The 23974-nt window shown below is 36.3% G+C and carries 20 protein-coding genes; 7 read left to right on the top strand and 13 right to left on the bottom strand.

Annotated features, from left to right (window positions below; genetic code table 11):
- Positions 1 to 72 precede the first annotated feature (72 nt).
- Positions 73 to 1191, top strand: coding sequence for a murein hydrolase activator EnvC family protein (locus tag CWS31_RS07225; RefSeq protein WP_246143419.1), 1119 nt, complete (start codon positions 73 to 75; stop codon positions 1189 to 1191).
- A gap of 248 nt (positions 1192 to 1439) precedes the next feature.
- Positions 1440 to 2177 (top strand): divergent polysaccharide deacetylase family protein, encoded by a 738-nt coding sequence (locus CWS31_RS07220; protein ID WP_101345470.1) that lies wholly within the window; start codon positions 1440 to 1442, stop codon positions 2175 to 2177.
- 197 nt (positions 2178 to 2374) lie between these two features.
- Here the strand turns inward: CWS31_RS07220 and CWS31_RS07215 are convergent, their stop codons facing one another.
- Positions 2375 to 3142: a S1 family peptidase gene (locus CWS31_RS07215; protein ID WP_101345469.1), complete on the bottom strand. Its 768-nt coding sequence runs from the start codon at positions 3140 to 3142 to the stop codon at positions 2375 to 2377.
- A gap of 290 nt (positions 3143 to 3432) precedes the next feature.
- Here CWS31_RS07215 and CWS31_RS07210 point away from each other — a divergent pair, with 290 nt between their 5' ends.
- Positions 3433 to 4227 carry a PEP-CTERM/exosortase system-associated acyltransferase gene (locus tag CWS31_RS07210; RefSeq protein WP_101345468.1) on the top strand — a complete coding sequence of 265 codons (795 nt, stop codon included), beginning with the start codon at positions 3433 to 3435 and terminating at the stop codon, positions 4225 to 4227.
- Positions 4228 to 4246: 19 nt separating this feature from the next.
- Positions 4247 to 5920 (top strand): FAD-binding protein, encoded by a 1674-nt coding sequence (locus tag CWS31_RS07205; RefSeq protein ID WP_101345467.1) that lies wholly within the window; start codon positions 4247 to 4249, stop codon positions 5918 to 5920.
- A 124-nt stretch (positions 5921 to 6044) separates the two neighbouring features.
- Here CWS31_RS07205 and CWS31_RS07200 read toward each other — a convergent pair whose 3' ends face one another.
- The 3 genes from CWS31_RS07200 to arfB form a co-directional block, all read right to left on the bottom strand.
- Positions 6045 to 6896, bottom strand: a complete 852-nt coding sequence (locus CWS31_RS07200; protein ID WP_101345466.1) for an HDOD domain-containing protein — start codon at positions 6894 to 6896, stop codon at positions 6045 to 6047.
- Positions 6897 to 7037: 141 nt separating this feature from the next.
- The gene (locus CWS31_RS07195) at positions 7038 to 7889 is read right to left on the bottom strand and encodes a DUF2797 domain-containing protein (RefSeq protein WP_101345465.1); all 852 of its coding nucleotides are present in this window, start codon (positions 7887 to 7889) and stop codon (positions 7038 to 7040) included.
- Between the two features lie 88 nt (positions 7890 to 7977).
- Complete coding sequence (gene arfB, locus CWS31_RS07190) at positions 7978 to 8391, bottom strand: alternative ribosome rescue aminoacyl-tRNA hydrolase ArfB (RefSeq protein WP_101345464.1); 414 nt, start codon at positions 8389 to 8391, stop codon at positions 7978 to 7980.
- A gap of 59 nt (positions 8392 to 8450) precedes the next feature.
- Between arfB and CWS31_RS07185 the strand changes: the two genes are divergently transcribed.
- Both CWS31_RS07185 and CWS31_RS07180 read left to right on the top strand, forming a co-directional pair.
- On the top strand, positions 8451 to 8756 hold the full coding sequence (locus tag CWS31_RS07185; protein ID WP_101345463.1) for a GIY-YIG nuclease family protein: 306 nt from the start codon (positions 8451 to 8453) through the stop codon (positions 8754 to 8756).
- 132 nt (positions 8757 to 8888) lie between these two features.
- Complete coding sequence (locus tag CWS31_RS07180; RefSeq protein ID WP_101345462.1) at positions 8889 to 9596, top strand: DUF3581 family protein; 708 nt, start codon at positions 8889 to 8891, stop codon at positions 9594 to 9596.
- A gap of 145 nt (positions 9597 to 9741) precedes the next feature.
- On the opposite strand, the gene CWS31_RS07175 is transcribed toward CWS31_RS07180, so the two are convergent.
- Positions 9742 to 10308 (bottom strand): hypothetical protein, encoded by a 567-nt coding sequence (locus CWS31_RS07175; RefSeq protein ID WP_246143415.1) that lies wholly within the window; start codon positions 10306 to 10308, stop codon positions 9742 to 9744.
- A 148-nt stretch (positions 10309 to 10456) separates the two neighbouring features.
- Between CWS31_RS07175 and CWS31_RS07170 the strand changes: the two genes are divergently transcribed.
- On the top strand, positions 10457 to 11410 hold the full coding sequence (locus CWS31_RS07170; RefSeq protein ID WP_246143413.1) for a DNA ligase: 954 nt from the start codon (positions 10457 to 10459) through the stop codon (positions 11408 to 11410).
- Here CWS31_RS07170 and CWS31_RS07165 read toward each other — a convergent pair whose 3' ends face one another.
- From CWS31_RS07165 to CWS31_RS07130, 8 genes are all read right to left on the bottom strand, one after another.
- Positions 11411 to 12310 (bottom strand): class I SAM-dependent methyltransferase, encoded by a 900-nt coding sequence (locus tag CWS31_RS07165; protein WP_101345460.1) that lies wholly within the window; start codon positions 12308 to 12310, stop codon positions 11411 to 11413.
- A 66-nt stretch (positions 12311 to 12376) separates the two neighbouring features.
- Positions 12377 to 13801 (bottom strand): sodium-dependent transporter, encoded by a 1425-nt coding sequence (locus tag CWS31_RS07160; protein WP_101345459.1) that lies wholly within the window; start codon positions 13799 to 13801, stop codon positions 12377 to 12379.
- Positions 13802 to 13970: 169 nt separating this feature from the next.
- A complete protein-coding gene (locus CWS31_RS07155; RefSeq protein WP_101345458.1) occupies positions 13971 to 14813 on the bottom strand; it encodes an HDOD domain-containing protein in 843 nt (280 codons plus the stop codon).
- A gap of 125 nt (positions 14814 to 14938) precedes the next feature.
- On the bottom strand, positions 14939 to 18793 hold the full coding sequence (gene putA / locus CWS31_RS07150) for a bifunctional proline dehydrogenase/L-glutamate gamma-semialdehyde dehydrogenase PutA (RefSeq protein WP_101345457.1): 3855 nt from the start codon (positions 18791 to 18793) through the stop codon (positions 14939 to 14941).
- A 332-nt stretch (positions 18794 to 19125) separates the two neighbouring features.
- Complete coding sequence (locus CWS31_RS07145; protein ID WP_170252808.1) at positions 19126 to 21729, bottom strand: sensor domain-containing phosphodiesterase; 2604 nt, start codon at positions 21727 to 21729, stop codon at positions 19126 to 19128.
- Between the two features lie 81 nt (positions 21730 to 21810).
- Entirely contained in the window at positions 21811 to 22125 is a 315-nt protein-coding gene (locus CWS31_RS07140; RefSeq protein ID WP_101345455.1) for a hypothetical protein, read from the bottom strand.
- A gap of 536 nt (positions 22126 to 22661) precedes the next feature.
- Entirely contained in the window at positions 22662 to 23396 is a 735-nt protein-coding gene (locus CWS31_RS07135; RefSeq protein ID WP_101345454.1) for a 16S rRNA pseudouridine(516) synthase, read from the bottom strand.
- A gap of 90 nt (positions 23397 to 23486) precedes the next feature.
- Positions 23487 to 23960 (bottom strand): hypothetical protein, encoded by a 474-nt coding sequence (locus tag CWS31_RS07130; protein WP_101345453.1) that lies wholly within the window; start codon positions 23958 to 23960, stop codon positions 23487 to 23489.
- Positions 23961 to 23974: the final 14 nt, after the last annotated feature.

Raw genomic sequence — 23974 nt, 5'->3', positions numbered from 1 at the left:
AATATGAGATCGTTTATCCACTCGCACTTCCTTAATAAGCAGCTATTGCAAATTGTTATAACAAGCTTAATTATGTTAAGTTTGTTATATACTTACCCTGTAAAAGCAGCCAAAAACAACGATAATGAAAACGCGCAGCAGCTACATCGCGCCAAACTCAGCGACGTGCAAAAAGCCATCGCCGAGCAAGAATCCAATATTTTTGATACCAATAAACAACGCAGTAGTTTAGAACAACAACTCAAAAATGATGATTTAGCCATAGCGAAAGTAACTAAGGCAATCAATAAAATAGAACTCGACTTACGCAATACTCAACAAGAAATCAACAAATTAGCCGCTGAAAAAACCCAGCTAACTATCGCTAAACAAAAACAAGAAACACTGTTAGCTCAACAATTAAGATCCGCTTACACCACAGGTCAACACGACTACCTTAAGTTGCTATTAAACCAAGATCAAAGTGAAAAAATTCAACGAACCATTAGCTACTATCAATACCTTAATCAAGCAAGAATCAAAGAAATAGATAAATTCAAGGTCATTATTGAGCAATTATCAAACGTCACTATTGAGCATCAAAACCAAATTGAACACTTAAACCAGCTAAAAGTTGAGCAACTACAACAAGACGCCGAATTTAGAGCGAGTAAAAACCAACGTAAAACAACATTACAGCAACTTAGCAATCAGTTACTCTCAAGCCAGCAACAATTAAATAAACTAAAAGCAGAAGAAAATAACTTAAACCAAGCCTTAAATAAATTAGCGGCTATTTTACAAGCCGAAATTGATCTAACAGGGTTAAGTAAGTTAAAACGAAAACTCTCTTGGCCTGTAAAAGGCAATATTTTGCATAGTTTTGGCACTAATAAACAAGGTTACCTAAAGTGGAAAGGTGTACTAATTGGTGCACCACTGAGTCGACAAGTACAAACCATTCATAACGGCACTGTAATATTTTCAGATTGGCTCAAAGGTTATGGTTTATTAACGGTAATTGATCATGGTAGCGGCTACATGAGTTTATATGCGCACAATCAGACTTTATTAAAGTCTGTTGGAGACCGTGTGGAAACAGGTGAACCAATAGCTTTGGTCGGACAAAGTGGAGGCCTAGATCAATCTGGCTTATACTTTGAAATTCGTCACCGTGGTAAAGTACTAAACCCTAAACTTTGGTGTAAATAACGCCTACTTTATCAGTAACATTAAGACGTTGAACTTTCTATATTGCTTTTACAGTAGCTTATTTGGACTCCTTTGCATCAAGAGTACCTAAGACAGAACATGTATGGCTGACTAAATGAACATACGATAACGTCATATAAATTAAACCTTAAAGATCAACAACCTCTAATAAAAAATAATATGAGAACAACTATCTTGTGCTAAATATTTTACTGCCACTCATACTTATCCTGTTCTGTAGCCCAAGCATGGCTAAAGCCAATCAAATTGCTATTGTCATTGATGATATGGGTTACCGGGATTCAGACAAACAAGCATTAACCTTACCAGGTAATATTACTTATGCTGTTTTACCGCACACAACTTACGGGAAAACACTTGCGGAACAAGCCAATAAAGAAAATCATGATGTGTTAATTCATATTCCAATGGAGTCTGAAAACAACAAAAAACTCGGCCCTGGTGCGTTAACTAGTGATATGAACAAGCAGGACATTAATCAAAGCTTAGCCAAGTCTTTTGCGGAAATCCCTTTTGCCATTGGTATTAATAATCATATGGGTAGTTACCTCACCCAACTTTATCAACCCATGGCGTGGACTATGGCGTTTTTAAAACAGAATAATTTGCTATTTTTAGATAGTAAAACTAGTGCTAAATCACAAGCGGGTCAAGCCGCACTTGATTTAGGTGTACCAGTAAAAACGAGGCAGATTTTTTTAGATAATGAGTTAACTGAAGCCTATTTAACCCAACAATTTACACAACTTATTAGCTTGGCTCAGCAGCATCAATCAGCAATAGCAATAGCTCACCCTCACCCTGAAACCATCGTCATGTTACATAGGCTCATTCCAACTTTAGCATCACATAATATTGAATTAGTGCCATTATCAAGCTTGTATTCTATAACCGCTAAACACCCCGAAATCACTAATAAATCAGCTAAAGTCATCCCTAATATAGCCGTAGTGCAACCTAAATAACCTGAACTTGAATAATGAATTTTATAAGTAAATGAAAATTAGCACATAAACTTATGTTTTCAGACAATGATGATAGTTCATTCGTTATCAATGCACTTTTATGTAATAAATAATTAGCTATTGATAATAAAAGTAACGCTGAAAACGAGTAGAAATAGCTTTGTTGTGTAACATTGCTTATCCCGTGTTTCGGTTATTTAATTAATATTAATATTATTTTTGCGCAACACTTCTTGTAGATACTTTACCGGTATTGCATAAGTAATACCGCTAGGTGTACTCATCACCGACTCTTTAGTAGATTGTACAAAGACTTTGTTGATTATACCAAGTACCTCACCTGTTGTTTTATCATACATAGCGCTACCGCTATTACCGGGATAAGCGGTCGCATCTAATTGATAAACTAAGTAAGGATTTTTCATTCGCTTAAGCATTTTTAAGGTAATTTGTTCTGCTGCAACCGCAGGGATTACTGTCGGTGTGGTGCTTGAAATAATACCTCGGTGAGTAACCGGGTATAAACCTAACACGGCACCAATAGGGAAACCGGTGAAAGCAATAGCACTACCATCAGCCTCCATATCTCCATTACTTAAGGTCATAGCTGGTAACGGCGTGCCTGATATTTTCAAGATAGCTAAATCATATAAACTTGAAGTCGCTACAATTTCTGCCTCTCTGACCTTAGCTTCTTTACCTGAACCAATAAAAACCGCCATTTTCTGCATTAAATTTTTATCTAGCTCGGTAGGCAATACATGATCATTAGTTACAATATATAGGCCATTACCAATAACAAAACCAGTACCGCGCAAGGTGTTTTGTGGACGACTTGTCGGTGTATGAGTGCCAATACCAACAACAGAAGGTTTAATTTTAGCAACCACAGCAACAAAATCCGCCTGCGCTATTGGTGTGATTAATACAGAGCCAAGAAATAACAAATGTAAAAGTTTATGCATAGGGTTTCTTCTGTGAGAAAGGTGACGTTATTTATGAGTTAAATAATACGCTAAATAAATCAATAAGGAAAAGACGATCTCCATCTCACCTCTTCGTCAACTAAACAAAAAAATAAACGAGAAAAACGAGAAAAACAAATTAAAAACTACTCATTCAACTAAATTTATATCTATACTTACAATAACTTAGTAATTAGACTTAGTAATTATGCTATTTAAATTTTACTTTATATTATCATTAGTACAATGAACAACATAGCGGACGGTTCAATGGGCAATGATAAACAAGTATTAATCCAGCACCCCTCACTAAAAAGGTTACAATCATCAATAAACAAAAAACGACACATAGTATCGCCGAACACTTCATTCAATTTTTGCAGCCTCATATAGCTTTAAATGATACGTTAAAAGTAGAAGCATTTAAAATTCGTCATAACGTTTACTGTGAAGAACTTGCTTATGAAGACATGCGGGCTAACGGACAAGAAACCGATGAGTTTGATTACCGCTCAACATTTTCTTTAATTCAACATATAGAATCTCAGCATTTCACTAGCTGCGTTCGCCTTGTCACTTCAAATAGTGAGAGTGAATTACTGCCAATAGAAAAATATTGTTCAAGTTCAATTACTAATAAAGACTTCCGTCCCGAAGCCTTTGCTCGCCATGAAATTGGGGAGATATCTCGCTTAGCCGTTAGATCAAGCTTTCGCCGTCGTAAAGCCGATAACTTTAAAGGCTGTGCCACAGGTGTTATAAGCGAAATCACCTATTCAGAAACAGAGTTACGTTGCTTTCCTTTTATTGCTATAGGGCTTTATATGTCGGCCGCTATTATGTGTATGAAGCAAGGTATAAAACATACATACGTAATGATGGAGCCAAGATTAGCCCGTAGTATGAAATTTGTTGGTATTAATTTTAAACAACTCGGCCCAGCTGTTGATTATCATGGACTACGAGCTCCCTATTACATCAAGCCAACAGACTTTACCGCACAATTATCACCTGATTTTATGAAGCTTTATAACATCATAGAGAAAAATATAAGTGCACAACTATCCCATACAAAACACTCTTAATATTAAAATTTACTAACTTATGTCACCAACATTAACCTCACTGATTGAAAGTGTACTTTCCGCCAATTCTGTTGTGTCATTTGACTTTGACGTACTTGCTCAGCATATTAAAAATACTGAAGGCTTTGATCATTTTGAGTATAAAAAAAGACAATTAATGGCCGTTGTCACCTTAACGCAAGCTTATGAAATAAAAGCAATGCTTGATTTAGCCAATCAATACGCAACAGATGAACAACTCGCCTTTTCACTTTATCCGATCAGTAGTGGTAAAAACTGGGGTTATGGTAGCAGCCAACCTGCAGGTTTGCATAACGCCATTATCTTATTAGATTTAAGTAAGTTAACGACTATTAGTCACTTTGACAGCGATCTAGGTTTAGTCACCATTGAGCCAGGTGTTACTCAACAGCAATTAAGCGAATTTTTACAAAGTAATCAACATCCATATATGGTTCCGGTTACCGGAGCGGGGCCAGATTGCGCTATCCTCTCTAATGCCTTAGAGCGTGGTTATGGTATTACTCCTTATACAGATCACTTTGGAGCAGTTACTAGTATCCGAGGTTATTGGGCTAACGGCACGCCTTATCAATCAGCGATTAATGAGTTAGATCAAAGCACAGAAAAACTTGTTGATAAAACATTCAAATGGGGGTTGGGGCCTTATTTAGAGGGACTTTTTAGCCAGTCAAATCTTGGTATAGTTAGCCAAATGACCTTGCGTTTAGCAAAATTAAAGCCTGATTTCACAGCTTTTTTTATTCAATTAAAAAACGATGACCTACTTGAACAAGCTGTTCCTTTAATTAAAGAAGTATTACAAACTTATGAAGGAATTGTGGGATCAATTAATTTAATGGATCAACGTCGATTATTATCAATGTTTGCTGCCAACCCCAACGGCAATGAAGCCCATAAAGTAATGAGTGCTTGTGATATTAAGACATTAACCAATAAATCACCCACTCCCAATTGGACTATTGTTGGCAGTATTTATGGCAGTAAACGGGTTGTTAGAGCTGTAAAAGCCGATATTGATGCCATTTTTAAGCAAATTCCATGTAAACGTATTTATTCGAATAGTTTAGCTATTACCCTCACCAACAAGTTTATTAATTACTTACCTAACAACTTAATCAAGCACTCTGCTGCTTTATTAAAATTAACAGAGCAACTCGCCGCATTCGATCAAGGTAAAGAAATAATGTTAGGTAAACCAAATAAGGTTGCTTTAAAACTAGCTTATTGGCGCAATAAAAACAGTAAAAATATTGAGACAAATAAATTATCCCCCGCCGATGATGGCTGTGGCTTACTTTGGTACGCGCCGTTAGTACCAATGAAAGCAGATAAAATGCGTGAGTTTGTCAATTTTATCAGGCAAACCTGCCCGCAATTTAATATTGAGCCTTTCATCACCTTCACCAATTTAAAACATGATTGTGTTGATAGCACTATTCCCATTGTTTTTGATTTGAGCAATCGACAAGCAACAACCGATGCGCATAATTGCATAGCCGAATTAGTTAAATTAGGACTTAAAAAAGGCTTTGTACCTTATCGCCTCAATATTGATCAACAACAGTACTTACTTGATAAAAACAGTGACTTTTGGCGTACAGTTGATAGCTTAAAAAACAGCTTAGATCCTAATAATATATTAAGCCAAGCTCGTTATAATCCAAGGTAATAGTAATGGTGATGGTGATGGTACAAGTCAAACTAACAAAAAAGCCCGATAAATTGAGTTTATCGGGCTTTGGCTAACAGTATACAAACACAACAGTACTAATTCATTAGCTTACAAGACTAGATTAATAGAGCATTACCGCGTTAGGGTTTAAAATACCTAGCAATGTAATGCGCTCTAAATCACAATACGCAACTGCATTATCTAGCATCGCATTATCAATACAAAGCTCGGTTAACAGCTCTTCAGAGATTAAGTCACTGTAACTTATATCCTGATCTTTAAAGATCTGAATTTTACTCATCACTCTTTTTGCAATATATAACAACTGTGTTTCTACGGGGTATTGGTTTAAGTCTTCAAGATCTTGATCACGGATAGCTGAAAAAATACTGTAAGGTAACTGCCACTCTTTTAATAACCCTGCTGAACATTCACCTAAGGTAAAACCTAAAATATTTTGCTGTTGTACCCAAGGTAACAAGTTAATATCATTACTTTCACAATCAAATTGTTTTACCGGATCAACTTGATGAACAACCAACTCACCTAAATTATGCAATAAACCTAAAATAAATAATCGCTCAGAATGAGCAATACCTAAAGTACTACCTAAATACTTCATGAGTAGAGCACAATCGACACACCTAATCCAAAAAGTATCAAGATAAGCTTGAGCAGCCTCAATATTTTTAAAAGCTTCAGTAGTAAAGTAAGCAATCACTAGGTTATAAACTTCAGTAATCCCCAGCACTAAAACCGCTTTAGAAATAGTATCAATTTTGCCTGGATAATTAAAAAATGGGCTATTAGATAGCTTTAATACTGAGGCTGTGAGCGCAGGATCAAGCAAGATAACCTCAGCAATATCATCTATTGTGGTTGTTTCATCATCAATTAACTCTCTGATCCTGAAAAAAGAATCCGACAAAACAAATATTTCGCTGGCTTGCTCAACATAATCATCAACGGTCATTTATTCACCTTACATATTCAGTCTGTCTTTACGACTCTAATATTGTTCTTAACTATAGCTAAATAATTATTTTATTCGCTATATTATCCTATTAACATAACTTAAAATTAAATATTATGTTATTTACTTGTAACAAGTAAGCTAATAATTAATGCTTATTTGATATGAACTAAACTTGCGCATATTAATAACGCCTTTATCAAAAATCAAATACTGGCCTTTAATACCAAGTAAAACACCTGTAACCGTATCTGTTTTATCAAAATTAAATGAACTGATTTTAGTAAGGTATTCACTTACAGGGTAATGTATATCTTGTACCTCCGCATCTAACTCTACTACCGCACCTTCACCAAACTTAAGGCGAAGTTCGGCAAGTTTTTCACCAATACTTGGAATAAGCTCTTGCGCTTTTGCTTTTAAATCTATCGATTCTGGCTCCCCCTTTAACATAGCGCGCCAATTAGTTTTATCACTAATAAACTCTGCAAGAGCTGTTTCTACCAGTCCTGATTGCAAGCGAGTACTTACTTTAAAAATAGGTAAAGCCTGGCAAGCCCCTTGATCAATCCACCGTGTTGGAATTTGCGTATGACGAGTTATACCAACTTTCAAACCAGAACTATTGGCAAGATAAACATAATGTTCAATCATGCAATTACGCTCCCCCCATTGGGCGTCACGACAAGTACCTTGCGCAAAATGACACGTTTCAGGTTTCATAATACACATATCGCACTGCGGCAGTTTAGTCATACAAGGATAACAGTAGCCTTGTGAATAACTTTTTTTGGTGCGTTTTCCACAATGTTTACAGGCAATAGTACCCGAGAAATTAAGGCTTATTTCTTTGCCTATTAAAGGATTTAATTCAATGCTTTGCTTCGTTTCATCACCATTTAAGCTTGCTAATGGCAGCTGATATTGAACGACATTATTACTATCAAGTTGTGCAGTAAGTTTCTCTACTGCACCAATATCACTAATCGGCATGTTTGTATTGCTCTCTATTACATTTATTCTTCGTTTTTATATCAGGAGATGTTTTAGCATGGATATACCTTATTAACGGCATATAACACTAAAACTGTACTTTTTTTCGTGTTTGTTTTACATCTTTTCTATTAGATTTACTAGTTAATCGCCTTTGTACTGAGCCTTTGGTTGGCTTTGTTGGGCGACGTTTTTTTTGAATTACCATGGCCGAGACTATTAACTCTTTAAGACGTTCTAATGCATCATCTTTATTCATCGATTGGGTTCTATACGATTGTGCTTTAATGATAATAATACCATCACTAGAAATACGACTATCAGACAATTTTAACAAACGCTCTTTGTAAATAGCAGGTAATGTTGAACGGTTAATATCAAACCGTAAATGTATCGCAGTTTCTACTTTATTTACTCTTTGTCCGCCGTTACCGGTAGCTCTTATACCCGTAAGCTCTATTTCCCAAGCAGCTAAACTGACATTATTTGATATCTCAAGCACTTTTAATTACCATTCGTTTAACTTTATTCTTTGCGATATTCATTATATCTACGCGCATTATGACAAAACAGAGCACAGCCAGTAAAAGCAACACCAGTAAAAACAAGATTAGCACTTGGTGGGTTTATTTTTTACGGTGTAACGATAATAGCTTATATGCTGGGGTAACCACTGATATAACACGTCGCGTTGATGAGCATAATAACAGTAAACTAGGTGCAAAATATACCCGAGCAAGACGACCAGTAACTTTGGCATACCTAGAGCAAGCCGAAAATAAAAGTATCGCATGTAAACGAGAATATGAAATTCGGCATCTAACTAAACTCAAAAAAGAACAATTGATAAACGATTATCAAGCTTAATAACAGGTCTGCTCAGTTAATATAAAGTCACTTTATTTCGATTTAACAGGCAAGTGCTGTTAGAATGCCGGGATCGAACGCATTTTATTAAAAATAGAATGACACTAATGCCACTCAAGAGCCAACTCAAGCATGTTTATTGAAAAATACTGTCCTATTAACGCTGATAAAATCAGCTTTACCCGTGAGCAAGGTAGTGACTTTGCTAAACAAGTAGCTGATGATTTTAACCCACTGCATAATATTGATGCTAAACGTTTTTGCGTTCCGGGCGATTTACTATTTTCAATCATCATCGCTAAATCAGGTCTTCACAAAAAAATGACCTTCGATTTCTCAGGTATGGTAAATGATAATATTGCGCTTACTTTTCCACAAAAAATTGATAACAGTTTTGATATTAAAGATGACAATGATAAAACTTACTTAAACGTTAGCGTTAGTGGTGAAGCAACTCATAATCCTGAGCTTATCAATGCATTAACTAAAGCCTATGTTGATTTTTCTGGTCACACATTCCCTGATATTTTAGTTAAATTAATGTTTGATAATAGTGTGATGATAAACCCTGCACGTCCGATGATTATGTACCAATCAATGTCTATTGATTTACATACTTTAGACGCTAAATCAGTTACTTTGAAGCTTTCTAAAACAAGTTTAACAATAGAGGGGAAACGTGGTGATGCATGGCTTGAGTTTGACTTATTATCTGGCGATGAAGTTATTGGGCACGGTAAAAAGCACATGTTATTAAGTGGCTTACGCTCTTATGAACAAGAAGTTATTGATAGCATGGTTAATGAATATCGCGAAAGTAAAGCTAACTATAAAGCTTAATTTTTATGACTCTAGCAAGGTTAAACATAGTTGCCTTGCTAGACTAACATTAGGTTAATACCGTCACTTTAACTTTCATTATTAATTTACCTATCGCTACTAGTAATAACTCTTGTTGTAAACTTACCTCTTTTTACAACTTATCTCACTTTGAATAGCTTTTATCAAACTCGCTTTGTTGCTGTCTTTTGTGCTCATTACAATAAGCAAAATCAGATATTGTTTTAGGTTGCTTGCATTTAACCGGAAGCGTATAAAAATCCAACCAAGCTAATTGTTTATCTCCTTGATATCTTGAGCGAATGACAATTTCGCTAGTTTGATTAAACGTTACCCTAGGTTGTGAATAGGTTGGTGCTTTATATTTTTTTCCTGTCGATTTTTGTCTACTTTTACTTTTAACTACTTTATTTTCATTAGCTTGCTTTTTACTTTTCTTTGCTTGCTGCTTTTTAATGCCATATTTAGCATTGAATTTCGCTAAGGAAAGCTTCTCACATTGCCACCATTTGTCTCTCGCTTTATCTTCTTTAGCACGTAAACTATGACCGCGTTTAAGTGAATATGCACTTCGTTGCATCGCTTGAATATTATGTAGTTTTTTTTGAAAAGGTTTACAACGCTTTTTTGCCAAAGACGAAGTGCTGTAACTGAGAAGCAACAGAAGTAAGAGTGAAGTTAAAAATACCAACGATGTAATTTTTTTCATCATAGCAATCCTTGCCGAAATTGATCCCTACAATTAAATAAGTAGAGACCTCATTGAGCTAAATTCTTTCCATAGAATTTAAGCTGTCGATTTTTAAAATATAGACTAGGATTAATATAATTACCAAACATCACTCACATGGAGGTACGTGATGAAAAAAATTTTTATATCAATATTATTTCTTGTAACACTCGCGTTAAGCTGGTCTTTAACTGCAACAATGTCTATTCAATCTACTGATAAATATATAGATTCTAATGCTTCTCAAAATATTGAACAAAGTAGTTATAACGTTGCTAATGATATTATTAACCATGAAATAAAGCCCAATATCCAACATGGGGTGGAATACCAAGCAGTTGACGATATCAGTCAATATTTTATCTCTGAAAAATTAGATGGTGTACGAGGTTACTGGGATGGTGAAAAACTAATGACTCGCCAAGGTAATTTAATTCAAAGCCCAACTTGGTTTACTAACAAATGGCCTATTACCCCTATAGATGGCGAACTATGGATTGCACGAGGAAAATTTCAAAGCCTGATGTCATGCGTCAGTAAGCAGCAAGCTGATGAAAATAAAAGTACAAGTTGTTGGCAAAATGTGCGTTTTATGATGTTTGACCTGCCCGAATTTAACGGTAACTTTAATGCTAGAGTACTCCAAATGCAGGCTTTATTAAAAAAAGCCCCTTCTCTCTACCTAGGTATGATAAATCAGGTAAAAGTACTTAATAATGAGGAGCTAGAGCTAAAGCTGACACAAGTAATTAATGCCAACGGTGAAGGGTTAATGTTGCACCGTGCTAATGCTTATTATAAAGAGGGACGAAATACAGCATTGATGAAACTAAAAAAGCATCAAGATGCTGAAGCTATAGTTATTGCTCACACTGAAGGTAAAGGTAAATACCAAGGCCAGCTTGGCGCACTTGAAGTAGAAACAATAGATGGCATTGTTTTTAAAATCGGCAGTGGCTTTAGTGATAGTGAACGGGCTAACCCACCAGAAATAGGCACGCTCATTACCTTTAAATATAATGGATTAACCGATGCAGGTATTCCAAGATTTGCTCGATTTTGGCGGGTTAGAACTTTGGAATAATTAGTTAGGCTGATAAGTAAATATTAATACTTTTAATCCTTTACCCGCATGCGCCTCTTTAAATGCATCAGGGTTATCAAGGCGTTGTTCAAAATGACAATCTGGACATTCGCGCGCTACTTCCGCTTTTAAAAAGTCAGCATCTAAATCAGGGGAATTTAAACATAACATTAATTTTGCGCCGGGGTTCATCCACTGTGGAATACGACGGATTATTTTTGCGTAATCTCGTTCAATATTAACACTACCCTTTTGAAAGGATGGCGGATCGCATACTAAAATATCATAAGGGCCATATTTTTTAATACGACTGTTTGATTTAAAGATATCGACACCTTCAAACACAACCTGTTTACCCTGCTTTTTGGCTAACTCATTAAGTTGATGATTTTCTCGTCCTTTACTTAACGACGCTTTACTTAAATCAATATTCACCGCTTTACTCGCACCGCCAGCAATGGCGTTTAAAGAAAAAGCACAAGTATAAGCAAACAGGTTCAATACATTTTTATCTGCTGAGTGCGCACGTAACCATGAACGCCCATTACGCATATCTAAAAACAAACCGCTATTTTGCGCCTTACCAAACTCAATGTGATAGTTAAGCCCTTGTTCACTGACAATAGTGTGAGCTATTGCGTCGCCAATTAACACTTCAGTTGGTGCAAACTTTTCATAACGATGCTGAACTTGTACTGAGCTGCACTCTTTAATTAAAGACTTTAAGGCTGTTGCCTGCTCAATAAGCCATTCAGAGTCAACAGCTTGATATAAGGTAATAAGAATAACAGGTGATAACCAGTCAACATTCACATGGTTTAACTTTGGGTATGCATGACCTCGACCATGAAATAATCGTTGAGCATCGGTAAAGTCTGTACTGGTAATATGTTCGATCATGGTTTGTCTAATAATAAATGGGCTAATATAAATGGGCAAATAGTAAATCAGCAGAAAGAAAGTACGCTACAGGCCAAAGAGACTAATAGCAAAAAACTTAGTTGCAATGGTATTAATAAAAATAAGTAATACGATAACAGGTATAAATGTACCTAACGAAAAGTTAATATATTTTTCTACCCACGAGCCTTTATAATTTTCGTTGCCAATACTTAACTCTTCAGATAGTTGCTTACGCTTCCAGCGATAACTAACAAAGATACACAATAAGAATCCATTCAGCGGTAAAATAGTATCGTAGAACACATCATAGATCACATCAAAAAACGATTTTGTGCCGCCGGCATAAAAAGTAAATTCTGTAAAAAAAGCAACCATACCAAAAGAGGCTGTTGCAAATAAAGTTAAAATTCCTGCTGTTACGGTTAAATAACTCAATGCTTTTTTACGGCTATGATTTTTTTCAGTTACTAAATAAGACACGGGTACTTCAATAATTGACACTAACGAGGTAATTGCAGCAAAAAAGACTAATAAGAAAAAGAAAGTAGCTACAGCACTCGCACCAACATAACCGAGCGAGGCTTGTAGTGCTAAAAATATTTTAGGCAAAAAAGTAAATATTAATGATACTGAACTATCACTCAATTCACTTGGATTAATAGCTGGGTTAAATGAGAACACAGCAGGTAAAATCATTAGACCTGCAATAAATGCTACGCCAGTATCTGTAATAGCAACTAACTTGGCTGAATTAGGTATATTAGTTTGCTTGTTAATATACGATCCGTAGGTTAATAAAATCCCCATACCTAAGGACAAGGAGAAAAAGGCTTGTGATAACGCACCGTTGACGACTTTTGGTGTTAGCTTAGCAATATCTGGTATTAAAAAAAATCGAACCCCAGCCATGGCGTTATCAAGCGTTAACACAAATATCACCATAACAATAAGCATAGCAAATAAAGTGGGCATTAATGTTTTAGCTGCTTTTTCAATGCCTTCTTTAACCCCTGCGGCAAGAATAAAACTTACAATGCCACCAACGGCTAATAATGCTACATATAAATAGGGGCTGTTAATAAACTCCCCAAAGCCTGCACCACTAGCTAAATAATCAAGCTTGCCCATTAATGTCAGCACAATATAACCGAAGATCCACACGGTAATGACCATATAAAAAACAGCGATCATAAACGGCGTTAATACACCTAATAAGCCAGCAGCTCCCCAAAGTTTATTACCTTGGCTTAAGGTTTTAAATGCGCCTACAGGCTCTTTTGCTGTATTTCGCCCTACCGCCATTTCAGCAATCATCACAGGTAAACAAATAAGAAATACAAACAGAGCGTACATTAATAAAAAGGCACCACCACCATTTTTAGCTGCATTGACAGGAAAGCCAACTAAATTACCAATGCCTACAGCAGAGCCTGCGGCGGCTAAGATAAAACCTATGCGTGAGCTAAAATGCTCCCTAGAAGCTGTCATGTTTGTCCTTTGTCTATTCTTATTTTTATGGTGGTTAGTTATTAAATTTGTGTTCGTTATTTATTAAAAATCATTAAAAAATTTATAATAAAAAAGAGATAAGTCTTTAAATCCTTGTTCACGCCATGCCAATGGCGTTAAAAATTTAGTTAGGAATAGCAAATAATTATTATTTTGAAAAAAGATTAGGATTCATAATAGTTAAAATATTGGTTGCTTCTTGTTCGGCAAATTCAGCAGCTCGTCTTAAGTCTTCGACTGTAAAACCTAACATCTTACAGAATGATTCATCAATAACATCTTCATAACTAAATTCACTAGGATGACTATCAATCAAAGCTAACCGTGAAGCTAAGTTAAGTATTTTAACATCTTTATTAATTTCTATGGAAGAGGCGGCATTAAAATGACGAATAGGTAAGATAATTTTTTCAGGTATTTGCCAAATATGTAATAAATCGGCAGAAATATCGGTATAGGTATAACCTAACGTTTGTTCTTGTATTGTCCAGGGTAGCTGATTTTTATTATAGTGCTCACATTGTTGCGCAATTTCAGGGGTTATTTTGGCAACCAGTAACTCACCAAAATTTTGTAATAAGCCCGCGACAAATAAGCGTTCAATATCACGAATACCAGCATTGATGGCGAGGTTTTTAGCGGCTAAACCACAATACACACTCATTCGCCAAAAACGTTTTAAGTCAATCGCTTGATTCTCAAAATGTTTAAACGCTGAAGCGGCAACATCAACTAACATCATGGTATAAATGGCCTGGGTACCAATAATAGTTATCGCCCGAGATATAGTACTTATTTCCCCAGGGAAACTATAAATAGCGCTGTTTGCTATTTGTAGCAAACGTGAAGTCATGAACGGATCAACGCCGATAACATCTGCAAAGTCAGATATTTCTGAATTGACATCTGCCATTAAGGCTTTCACTTTAAAACAAGCGTCGGGTAAGGCGAATGAGCCATTAGCCTGTAATGCATAATCTTGAGCGTTCATAGCCATCCTTGTTGTTTTTATTGTTAAACGAGTTAAAGATAAGTCCTTAAATATAGTAAAAAAAGTATCTTTTACAAGATAACAGGTAACGCATTAATAAATACATTACCTACACTCGTTAATCGTTAATCCTCTTCCACAAGCGTCATCAATGATGTGTTGCCACCTGAAGCTGTAGTATCAACACTAATTGTTTTTTCAGTAATTAAACGCTGAATTAAATTATCAAAATATTCAGAACTGATCACAGGTAAAATAGCACCGTCACGTTGTGCTAATTTTTCACTGATATAGTGCTTATTTTCGCAACCACTATCCACAACGACACCTGATAAAGCTGGGTGTTCTAACAAAGTTTCTAAATAACATAATTTAGCCACTTGAAATACGTGTTCATCTGCACCCGTTGCAACAAACTTAGCTTTAAAGGCCAACGCTTCTTGATAGAATAAATCAGATACAACAGCAATAACGGTATTGCCCGTTGCTAATGCCGTTACAATAGATAAAACCCAAAAGTCAAAGCTGACATCTTTATCCGCATAACAAATTACATTGCCGCGATTCTCTAAGTATATTTTATTCGATTCACCTGTTGGTCCCGGCAGAACTTTTGGCTTTTTCAAACGTTTTTCTATATCAATAAGCTGAGATCGTGCTGTTGCTAAGGTTCGGTTAAGGTTGTCTGCTAAGTCCTCAACAATTTCTACATGAGCTATTTTAGCCAATAGCTGACGAACACACGAAATTCGTGTATTTAAGTCGATTAAGCGCCATTCTTTCTCAGCGCTACTGGCTTGATCTAACAAACGAATAGCTTCTTTTGTATCTGCCGCATTACCAATTAAGCTAGGTAAACTAGCTTGTGAAAAAGTAAACGCATCCGCATCTGGTGTCGCTTTTTCTTTCACTAAACGTGTTAAGTAATTTGGTCCTCCTGCTTTTGGACCTGTACCAGAAAGACCACGTCCTCCAAAAGGTTGTACACCAACAATAGCACCAATCATATTACGATTAACATAAATATTTCCAGCACGTGATAACTTAGCTAAGTCAATAGCTCGTTGCTCTATACGGGTATGAATCCCCATAGTTAAGCCAAAACCAGTACCATTTATTTTATCGATAATATTTTCTATTTCGCTACCTTTAAAGCGAACAATGTGTACACAAGGTCCAAAAACTTCTTTGGTTAATACACTAATATCAGAAATTTCATACAAACGAGGGGCAAAGAAAAAGTGACCATTCTCATCAACCACATCATCTGATAGCTCACATTGGTATAATAATTTACCATGAGACTTCATATAATCGGCATGTTCATTTAATGCGTTAAGGGCTTTTTTATCGATAACAGGTCCTACATCAGTACTTAATTTAGCTGGATCGCCAATATGTAATTCCGCTAACGCACCTTGCAACATAGTAATAATATTATCGGCAATGTCTTCTTGTAAAAACAACACACGTAAAGCCGAACAACGCTGACCTGCACTTTGAAACCCAGAAGAAATAACATCATCAACAACCTGTTCAGGCAAAGCTGTCGAGTCAACAATCATACAGTTTTGACCACCTGTTTCGGCAATTAGTGGCACTTGATCGCCACCACGTTCAGCTAAAGCTTGAGAAATTCGCGTGCCCGTTTGGGTTGAACCTGTAAACATAACCGTTTGAATTCGGCTATCTGGAATAATAGTTTCCCCTACTGCGCTACCTTCTGCAATAACCGCTTGCACAACGTTTTCAGGTAAACCAACTGACTTCATCATTTCAATCGCGCGTAAAGCAATTAAACCAGTTTGCTCAGCAGGTTTTGCCAATACGGTATTACCTGTAGCAATTGCTGCGGCAACTTGTCCTAAGAAAATAGCTAATGGGAAGTTCCACGGACTAATACATAACACTACACCACGCGGCTCTAGTCGATCATCTTCATTTAACTCAAGAGCGCGAGCCGCATAATATCGGCAAAAATCAACAGCTTCACGTACTTCATCAACGCCATCTTTAGCGACTTTTCCAGCTTCCTTAATACAAAGCCCAATCAACTCATCCATGTGGCGTTCTAAAATGTCGGCAATTCGACAAAGTAAAGCGGCACGCTCTCCCACTGGCGTTATTGACCAAGAATCAAAAGCAGTTTGAGCATTATCAATCATTGCTAACATTTCAGCTTCGCTATTGTGCTGATGAAAGCCAATAATCTCAGTTCGATTAGCAGGATTCATCACCGCAGTTGCACCAGCTGGCACATATTTTTCAGTTAATAAATGTTCATCAAACCAAGTATCAAGAGCCGATTTTAATAGCGTAATCTGGTTAATATCAGTTAAGTCTAAGCCTTTAGAGTTATCTCGCCCTTGCTCATCTTTACTAATCCCTTCCACATTAATTTTTTCAGAACGATATAAATCAATGGGTTTAGTAATTTGGTTATTATATTTTACTTTTAGGCGCTGTGTTTTCTCAACCGGATCTTCTAATAAGGCTTCAACAGGCTGTGTCTCATCAACAATGGCGTTAACGAATGAAGAGTTAGCACCGTTTTCTAATAACCGACGTACAAGGTAGGCAAGTAAGTCTTCGTGATGACCAACGGGTGCATAGATACGGCATTGAATACTTTCTCCTTTTACAATTTGATCATATAAAGAATCCCCCATGCCGTGTAAACATTGAAATTCAAAACCCGCTTTGTCATTTCCCGCCAGCTCAACAATGGTAGCAGCGGTATAAGCGTTGTGCGTGGCAAATTGTGGGTAAATGGTATCGCGATATTCTAGTAGTTTATTAGCACAAGCATGATATGACACGTCGGTTGATGACTTACGGGTAAATACCGGAAAATGATTTAAGCCATCTTTTTGGGTATTTTTAATTTCAGTATCCCAATAAGCACCTTTAACTAATCTGACCATCATTTTTCTATTGGTACGCACCGTTAAGTCACGTAGCCATTCGACCACAAATATTGCTCGCTTTTGGTACGCCTGTAACGCTAAACCAAAGCCATTCCAATCACCTAAATCAGGATCAGTAAAAACGGCTTCAATAATATCTAATGAAATATCTAAACGCTCAGACTCTTCAGCATCAACCGTTAAACCAATATTGAACTGTTTAGCATGCAAACATAATGCTTTTAACTTAGGCACTATTTCTGTCATCACCCTATGCTGATGTGAAAATTCAAAACGAGGATGAATAGCTGAGAGTTTAATAGAAATACCTGGAACTTTACGAGGATCGTTTTTGCCTGATGCTACAGCAACAGCCCCAATAGCTGTAATTGCCTCTTCATAGGCTTTATAGTATTTATCAGCGTCTGCCATGGTACGTGCACCTTCACCAAGCATGTCGTAAGAATAAACATAACCTTGCTGCTCTTTAGTTGCCGCGCGCTCAGTTGCCGCTTCAATGCTTTCACCCATAACAAACTGTTTACCCATTACTTTCATGGCGTAGTTCATAGATTTACGAATTACTGGTTCACCTAAGCGGCCAACCGTTTTTTTCAGTAAACCAAATTGATCCTTTTTACGGGTGTCTGCATAATTGACCATAGAGCCAGTAATTAATAAGCCCCAAGATGAAGCATTAACAAATAGTGAATCACTCGCGCCTAAATGATTACTCCATTGACCCTGTGATATTTTGTCGCGAATTAATGCGTCTTGAGTATGTTTATCAGGTACACGTAACAATGCTTCGGCTAAACACATTAACACCACACCTTCATCACTACTGAGTGAGTATTCATTGAGTAGTGAGTCTATTGCGCCATTACCTTCTTGGTCTTGACGAATTTTTAATACTATTTTACGGGCACGATCCCAAGCACGACTTCGGGCGCTAACATTCACTTCAGCAGCTGGTAAAATATGATCTACAGCGATGTTTTCGTCGATACGATAAAATTCACGAATTTTTTGTCTTATTGGGCAATCGGTAATTAAAGTGCCAGTAAAAAGCATAGATATTTCCTCTAATTCGAGCAGATAATGATCTGCTGAGTTGTAGTGTGATTTACTATAATGTTACTTGTTTGGCTGTTAACTAAACCTGAGCTCGGGTAATTAAGTGGTAACTGTTTAACAACTGTTTTGATAGTACTAGCTAAGTGATTAATTGTTAAGGCTTGATTTGTTACGTTTTAATTCCTAACGAACTCTTAAAGCGTTAACAGCGGTAAGCCCTGAGCTTTAGCGGGTGAGAAGTTTGTAGACTAGCGTTTATACCAAGCCGATTAACTATGTGAGCATTTTCCTCGGTATACAATAGATTCAGTTAATTAATGGTATTGGGACTATTTTAATTTATTAATAATATAATCGGCGGCATGTTGTGGAGACATAGGCTTAGAAAAATAATAGCCTTGCCCGTATTTACAATCCATTTGCTGTAATAATTGGGCATCTGCTAGGTTTTCTATCCCTTCCCCCACAGTACTCATATTTAAGTTATGTGCTAAATCAACAATAGTACGAATAATAGCGCGATGATTATCATGCTCATGAACATTACTAATAAATGAACGATCAATTTTTAAAACATCAATTGGAAAGCGATGTAAATACCCTAAACTTGAATACCCAGTGCCAAAATCATCCAGTAATATTTTTACACCCATGGCTTTTAAGGCCTGCATATTAGTATGCACAATGTCGGCATTTTCAAGTAAAGCTCGCTCAGTAAGCTCAACACGTAAATTGTAAGGCGCTAACCCCGTATTAATTAATACTCTTTCAATACGCTGCGGCAAACTGGTACTAAAAAACTGCTTAGAAAACAAATTACAACTGATATAAATGTCTTGGCAACCTAATTCATTCTGCCAATATTTAAGCTGCTGACATGATTTTTCAATAATTTGCATATCAATTGCTTCAATTAAGTTGGTATCTTCAGCAAGTGGAATAAAATCATTTGGGAAGACAAAACCACGCTTGGTGCTTTGCCAACGAGCCAAGGCTTCAAAACCTTTTAGCGCTAAGGTACTTAATTGAATAATGGGTTGAAAGTAAGGAATAAACTCTTGCCAAGCGATAGCTTCGCGAATATCGGCTTCAAGACTTAATGCATTTTGAACTTTTTGATGCATACTGTCATCAAATACTTCGTAACGTCCTCGGCCATTGTCTTTGGCATGATACATTGCAGTATCTGCGTCGCGAAGCATAGTATTAGCATCATTATAACGTTCGTTACTAAATGAAATACCAATACTGGTGCCGGTATAAACCAACTGGTTATCAATGGTAAAGGGCTCTTTCAAAAATTCTGTTATCCGCTTTGCTACTTCAAAAGCTTCTTGGTTAGAATCTAAATCTTCAATTAATATAACAAATTCATCACCGCCTAAACGAGCTACGGTATCTTTCGCTCTAACAATTTTCTCAAGTTCTCTGGCAATAATTTTTAATAATATATCACCCGCATGATGACCTAAACTGTCATTAACAATTTTGAAACGGTCGAGATCTAAAAACAAAACAGCAAAAGAAAAGTTCGATTTTCGTTTCGAGCACTCTATCGCATGGCTAAGCAAATCAATAAATACGTTTCTATTAGCTAGGCCGGTTAAACTGTCATGAGCGGCGGTATGTTTTAGTAATGTCTCTGCTTGTTTACGATGATTAATTTCGTCTTCTAACGCTAGCGTTCGTAACTTAACTTGTTGTTCAAGTAGATCATGACTGCGCCTTTCAAAGTCAGCCAGTTCTCGGCGTTTTATAGCGGCGGAAACATGGTTAGATACAAAGTTAAGTAACTCTGCATCTTGTTGATTATAAGTAGTCTTATAATGATAACTTTGTAGTACCATCACGCCTAATAATTTACCGGAATAAATTAAAGGTACGCCAAGCCAAGAATGAATATCTTCTTGTGGTTTGGTAGTTTCACCCGCCAGATATAGGCTCATCATTTCTTGATAGCTTAGTAATACGGTTTCGCGGCGACGTAATACTAATTCAGAATAACGATTAGTAAGCTTTCTAGGCTTAAAGTCTTTAACTAAATCAGCTGAATGCTCATCAACACAATAAGAAAAATGCAGCATATTATTTTCTTGATCATATTTCGCAATAAAGAAGTTTCTCGCGTTGATCAACTGGCCAATAATATTATGCACCTTGCTATAGAATGTATCTATATCGAGATCTATGTCAGTACTTAACTCAGATATTCTATATAATGATTCTTGAAGTAGCTCTGATTTTTCACGCTCTCGTATTTGCGTCATTAACTCTTTAGTACGCGCGTTTACTGCATTTTTTAAACGTTGTTGATCTTGTAAACGCAGCATGGCACCAACCACATGTTGTGCCGCAAAGGTAAGTAAGTGAAGATCACTGTCGGTGTAACGAATTTTTTCATCATAACTTTGAATGGTGATAGTGCCAATAACCAAGCCATTTTGCAGTAACGGCACACCTAGCCAGTCTGTGCCGCGGGTGCCAAATTGCTTGATTTTATAGTTATCAAAAAGTTGTTTTTCAAGTTCGGGCGTTAATAATAAAGGTTGTTTTGATTCAATAACCAAATTAGTAAATGAGCCATCAAGATCTTGATAATCAATAATGCCTTCCGGTTTCTCATCTTTCTCATCTATATAATAAACAAACTCAATGGTATCAAAGGTTTGATCATATAAAACAATAAAGAAGTTTTCCGCGGTCATTAACGAAGCTATGGTGCTGTGAACTTCTGAATAAAAAGTATCGAGGTCGTTACACTCTTGCGACAACCTATTTAATTTAAACAGTGCCGTATATCGCGCTTCTAGATCAGTGTTTTTTTTCTCAAGAAAATCAACATCACCTGATAGTTTAGTAATAGTTGCTTCATTAGCGCGTATTATTTCATCTGCGGCTTGAATACTTGTATCTTGTTGATTGTCTGTTTTCAAAATTACCATACCGTTAAATTATCTATTCATATCTTTGCATGGCTGCCAAAAGATATAATAAGCATGTGTGAAAGTGACTGCTTACTGCTGTGCTTCTGCTTCTGCTTGAGCCGATTTTCTAATTTCGTCTACTTTAGCTTTGTTGCCACAAATAGCTGGCTGCTTTTCATCACGATAATAACGAATATCAATGCAGTCTTGCTGGTAACGACGGTCTAATTCTGTACGAGTTATTACATCACCTTTGAAATTAATAATACGACTGTGCAATGCCTGGCATTCTTGAATTTGCTCAGTAGCAAGGGTGATATCTTCACAAGCATCATCAGAGCTAGTACAGCTTGATATTAAGGTAACTAACGCAATTGCGGAAAAAAGTGATTTTGATTTATTCATTTAACAATACCCATTAATAATACCTTTATAATACCTTTACAAAAACCATTAACAAAAAAGAACACTTTTTCACTCTTTCCCATTATACCCAAGCAACAACAAATTGCGAGTACCGTTACATCACTATAACTATATACTCTACATATCGTTTTTCTAGTGGGGAAACAATGTCTAAAACCGTTTAAATATAAAGTAAAATGATTAAAAATTTAACTAACCTGAGTTCGATGTATGGACTCAGGTTAACTAACCTGAGTTCGGGATAATGAAATTGTAAAGTATAACAATATCAACTATTTGTATTCACGTATCTACAATAGTTTTAATTATTCGTAGTACAAGGCGGGAAAGCGAAGCCAATAACGGGTTATTGGGAGCTATCAAAACGCAGTAATACGGATAATTAAAGCTGTTGTAGCATTTTGCTTATCCCGAACTCAGGTTAACTAGAAAGTTAACTAAAAACTCACTGAAAAATTAACTAAAAGCAGCTAACAGTAACGATAACTAATAAAATACCAGGTGTGTCTGCAACCTTAATTACTTGAACTATGCGTTATACTACTCACTTCATGGGCCGTTAAGCTTCTACTTTCACTTAAACTCAGTGTCTGATCAAGTACCAACTGCCCAATAGCAAAGCGGTGTAACATGACAACTTGGTTTTGAAAACGACCAAACATACGCTTTATTTGATGGTAACGTCCTTCTGTTAACGTTACTTCTGCTTGTAAGGGCGAGATAATTTTCAATACCGCAGGTTGCGTCACTATATCTTCATAAGCAAAGTACATACCTTGTGCAAATGCACCAATATAATCAGGCGTTATCGGCTTAGCAAGTGTTACTTGATAGCGTTTGTTCACCTTATACTCTGGTGAGGTTAATCGTTCAGACCAACGACTATCATTAGTTAATAACACCAATCCAGAGGTATTAAGATCAAGCCTGCCAACAATATGTAAACTATTTACTAACTCTTGGCCATATTTTTCAGCCAGTAAATCTATAACAGTTGTATGTTTGTCATCTTTGGTAGCACAAACTACGCCAATAGGCTTATGCAACATAATATAGTGTGCTTGATTAGATTGCAGGGTTTTATCATCCATGACGATAACAGAGAACTGATCAACTAACTGGTCGATATCTCTTGCAAGTTTACCGTCAACATAAACGCGTTTTTGCGCTAAAATCAAACGCACTGATTTACGGTTAATTTGGTAATGCTCACTGATAAAACGATCTAAGCGCGTGGTATTTATTGGCATGGGTGTTTACATATATGAAAAATAGCATGTGAAAAATATAATATGGAAGGCAAGGAGTATATATTATTGATAAAAATAGCAATATAACTTTTATATTAGCGTTAACGATCTATCACCTGCGATTAAGTTTAATACCTTCTGTAGTTTTATTTGAATAAGGCCAGCCAATAATTTGGGTTGTAACTCCAGTAATTCAAGCTCGGAGGTTGTTAAAGCAACATAACAATCTAATTTAAGAGCCGCCTCATTTATAGCGTAAATTACATCATCTGAAAATTGTTTTATCTGTATAGCGTTATTGTGTTGAACTAAGTTTTTTTCTCGTGTTAAATTTTTACTTGTTAAGTACTCAGCCTGTAATTCATTGTTATGCATTACAAAACTTTCTGGGGTTTCTAACGCTAACGTAATATTTAATATCTGCTCTTCATCACCGTACCAATTTGCGGTAAGTGTTTGAAAGTTAAATTGCGCTTCTAATTTATTACAAACCGCGGTGATAGAGGGAAAACGCGTAATTAAATCACGATAAATATTAATTATAATAGGTAACTGAACAGACATTTTTATTTCTCGAT

The sequence above is a fragment of the Colwellia echini genome, from assembly GCF_002843355.2.
GTDB lineage: Bacteria > Pseudomonadota > Gammaproteobacteria > Enterobacterales > Alteromonadaceae > Colwellia > Colwellia echini.
Note: the sequence above shows the minus strand (reverse complement) of the source record. Positions and strands in the feature narration are given on the sequence as shown.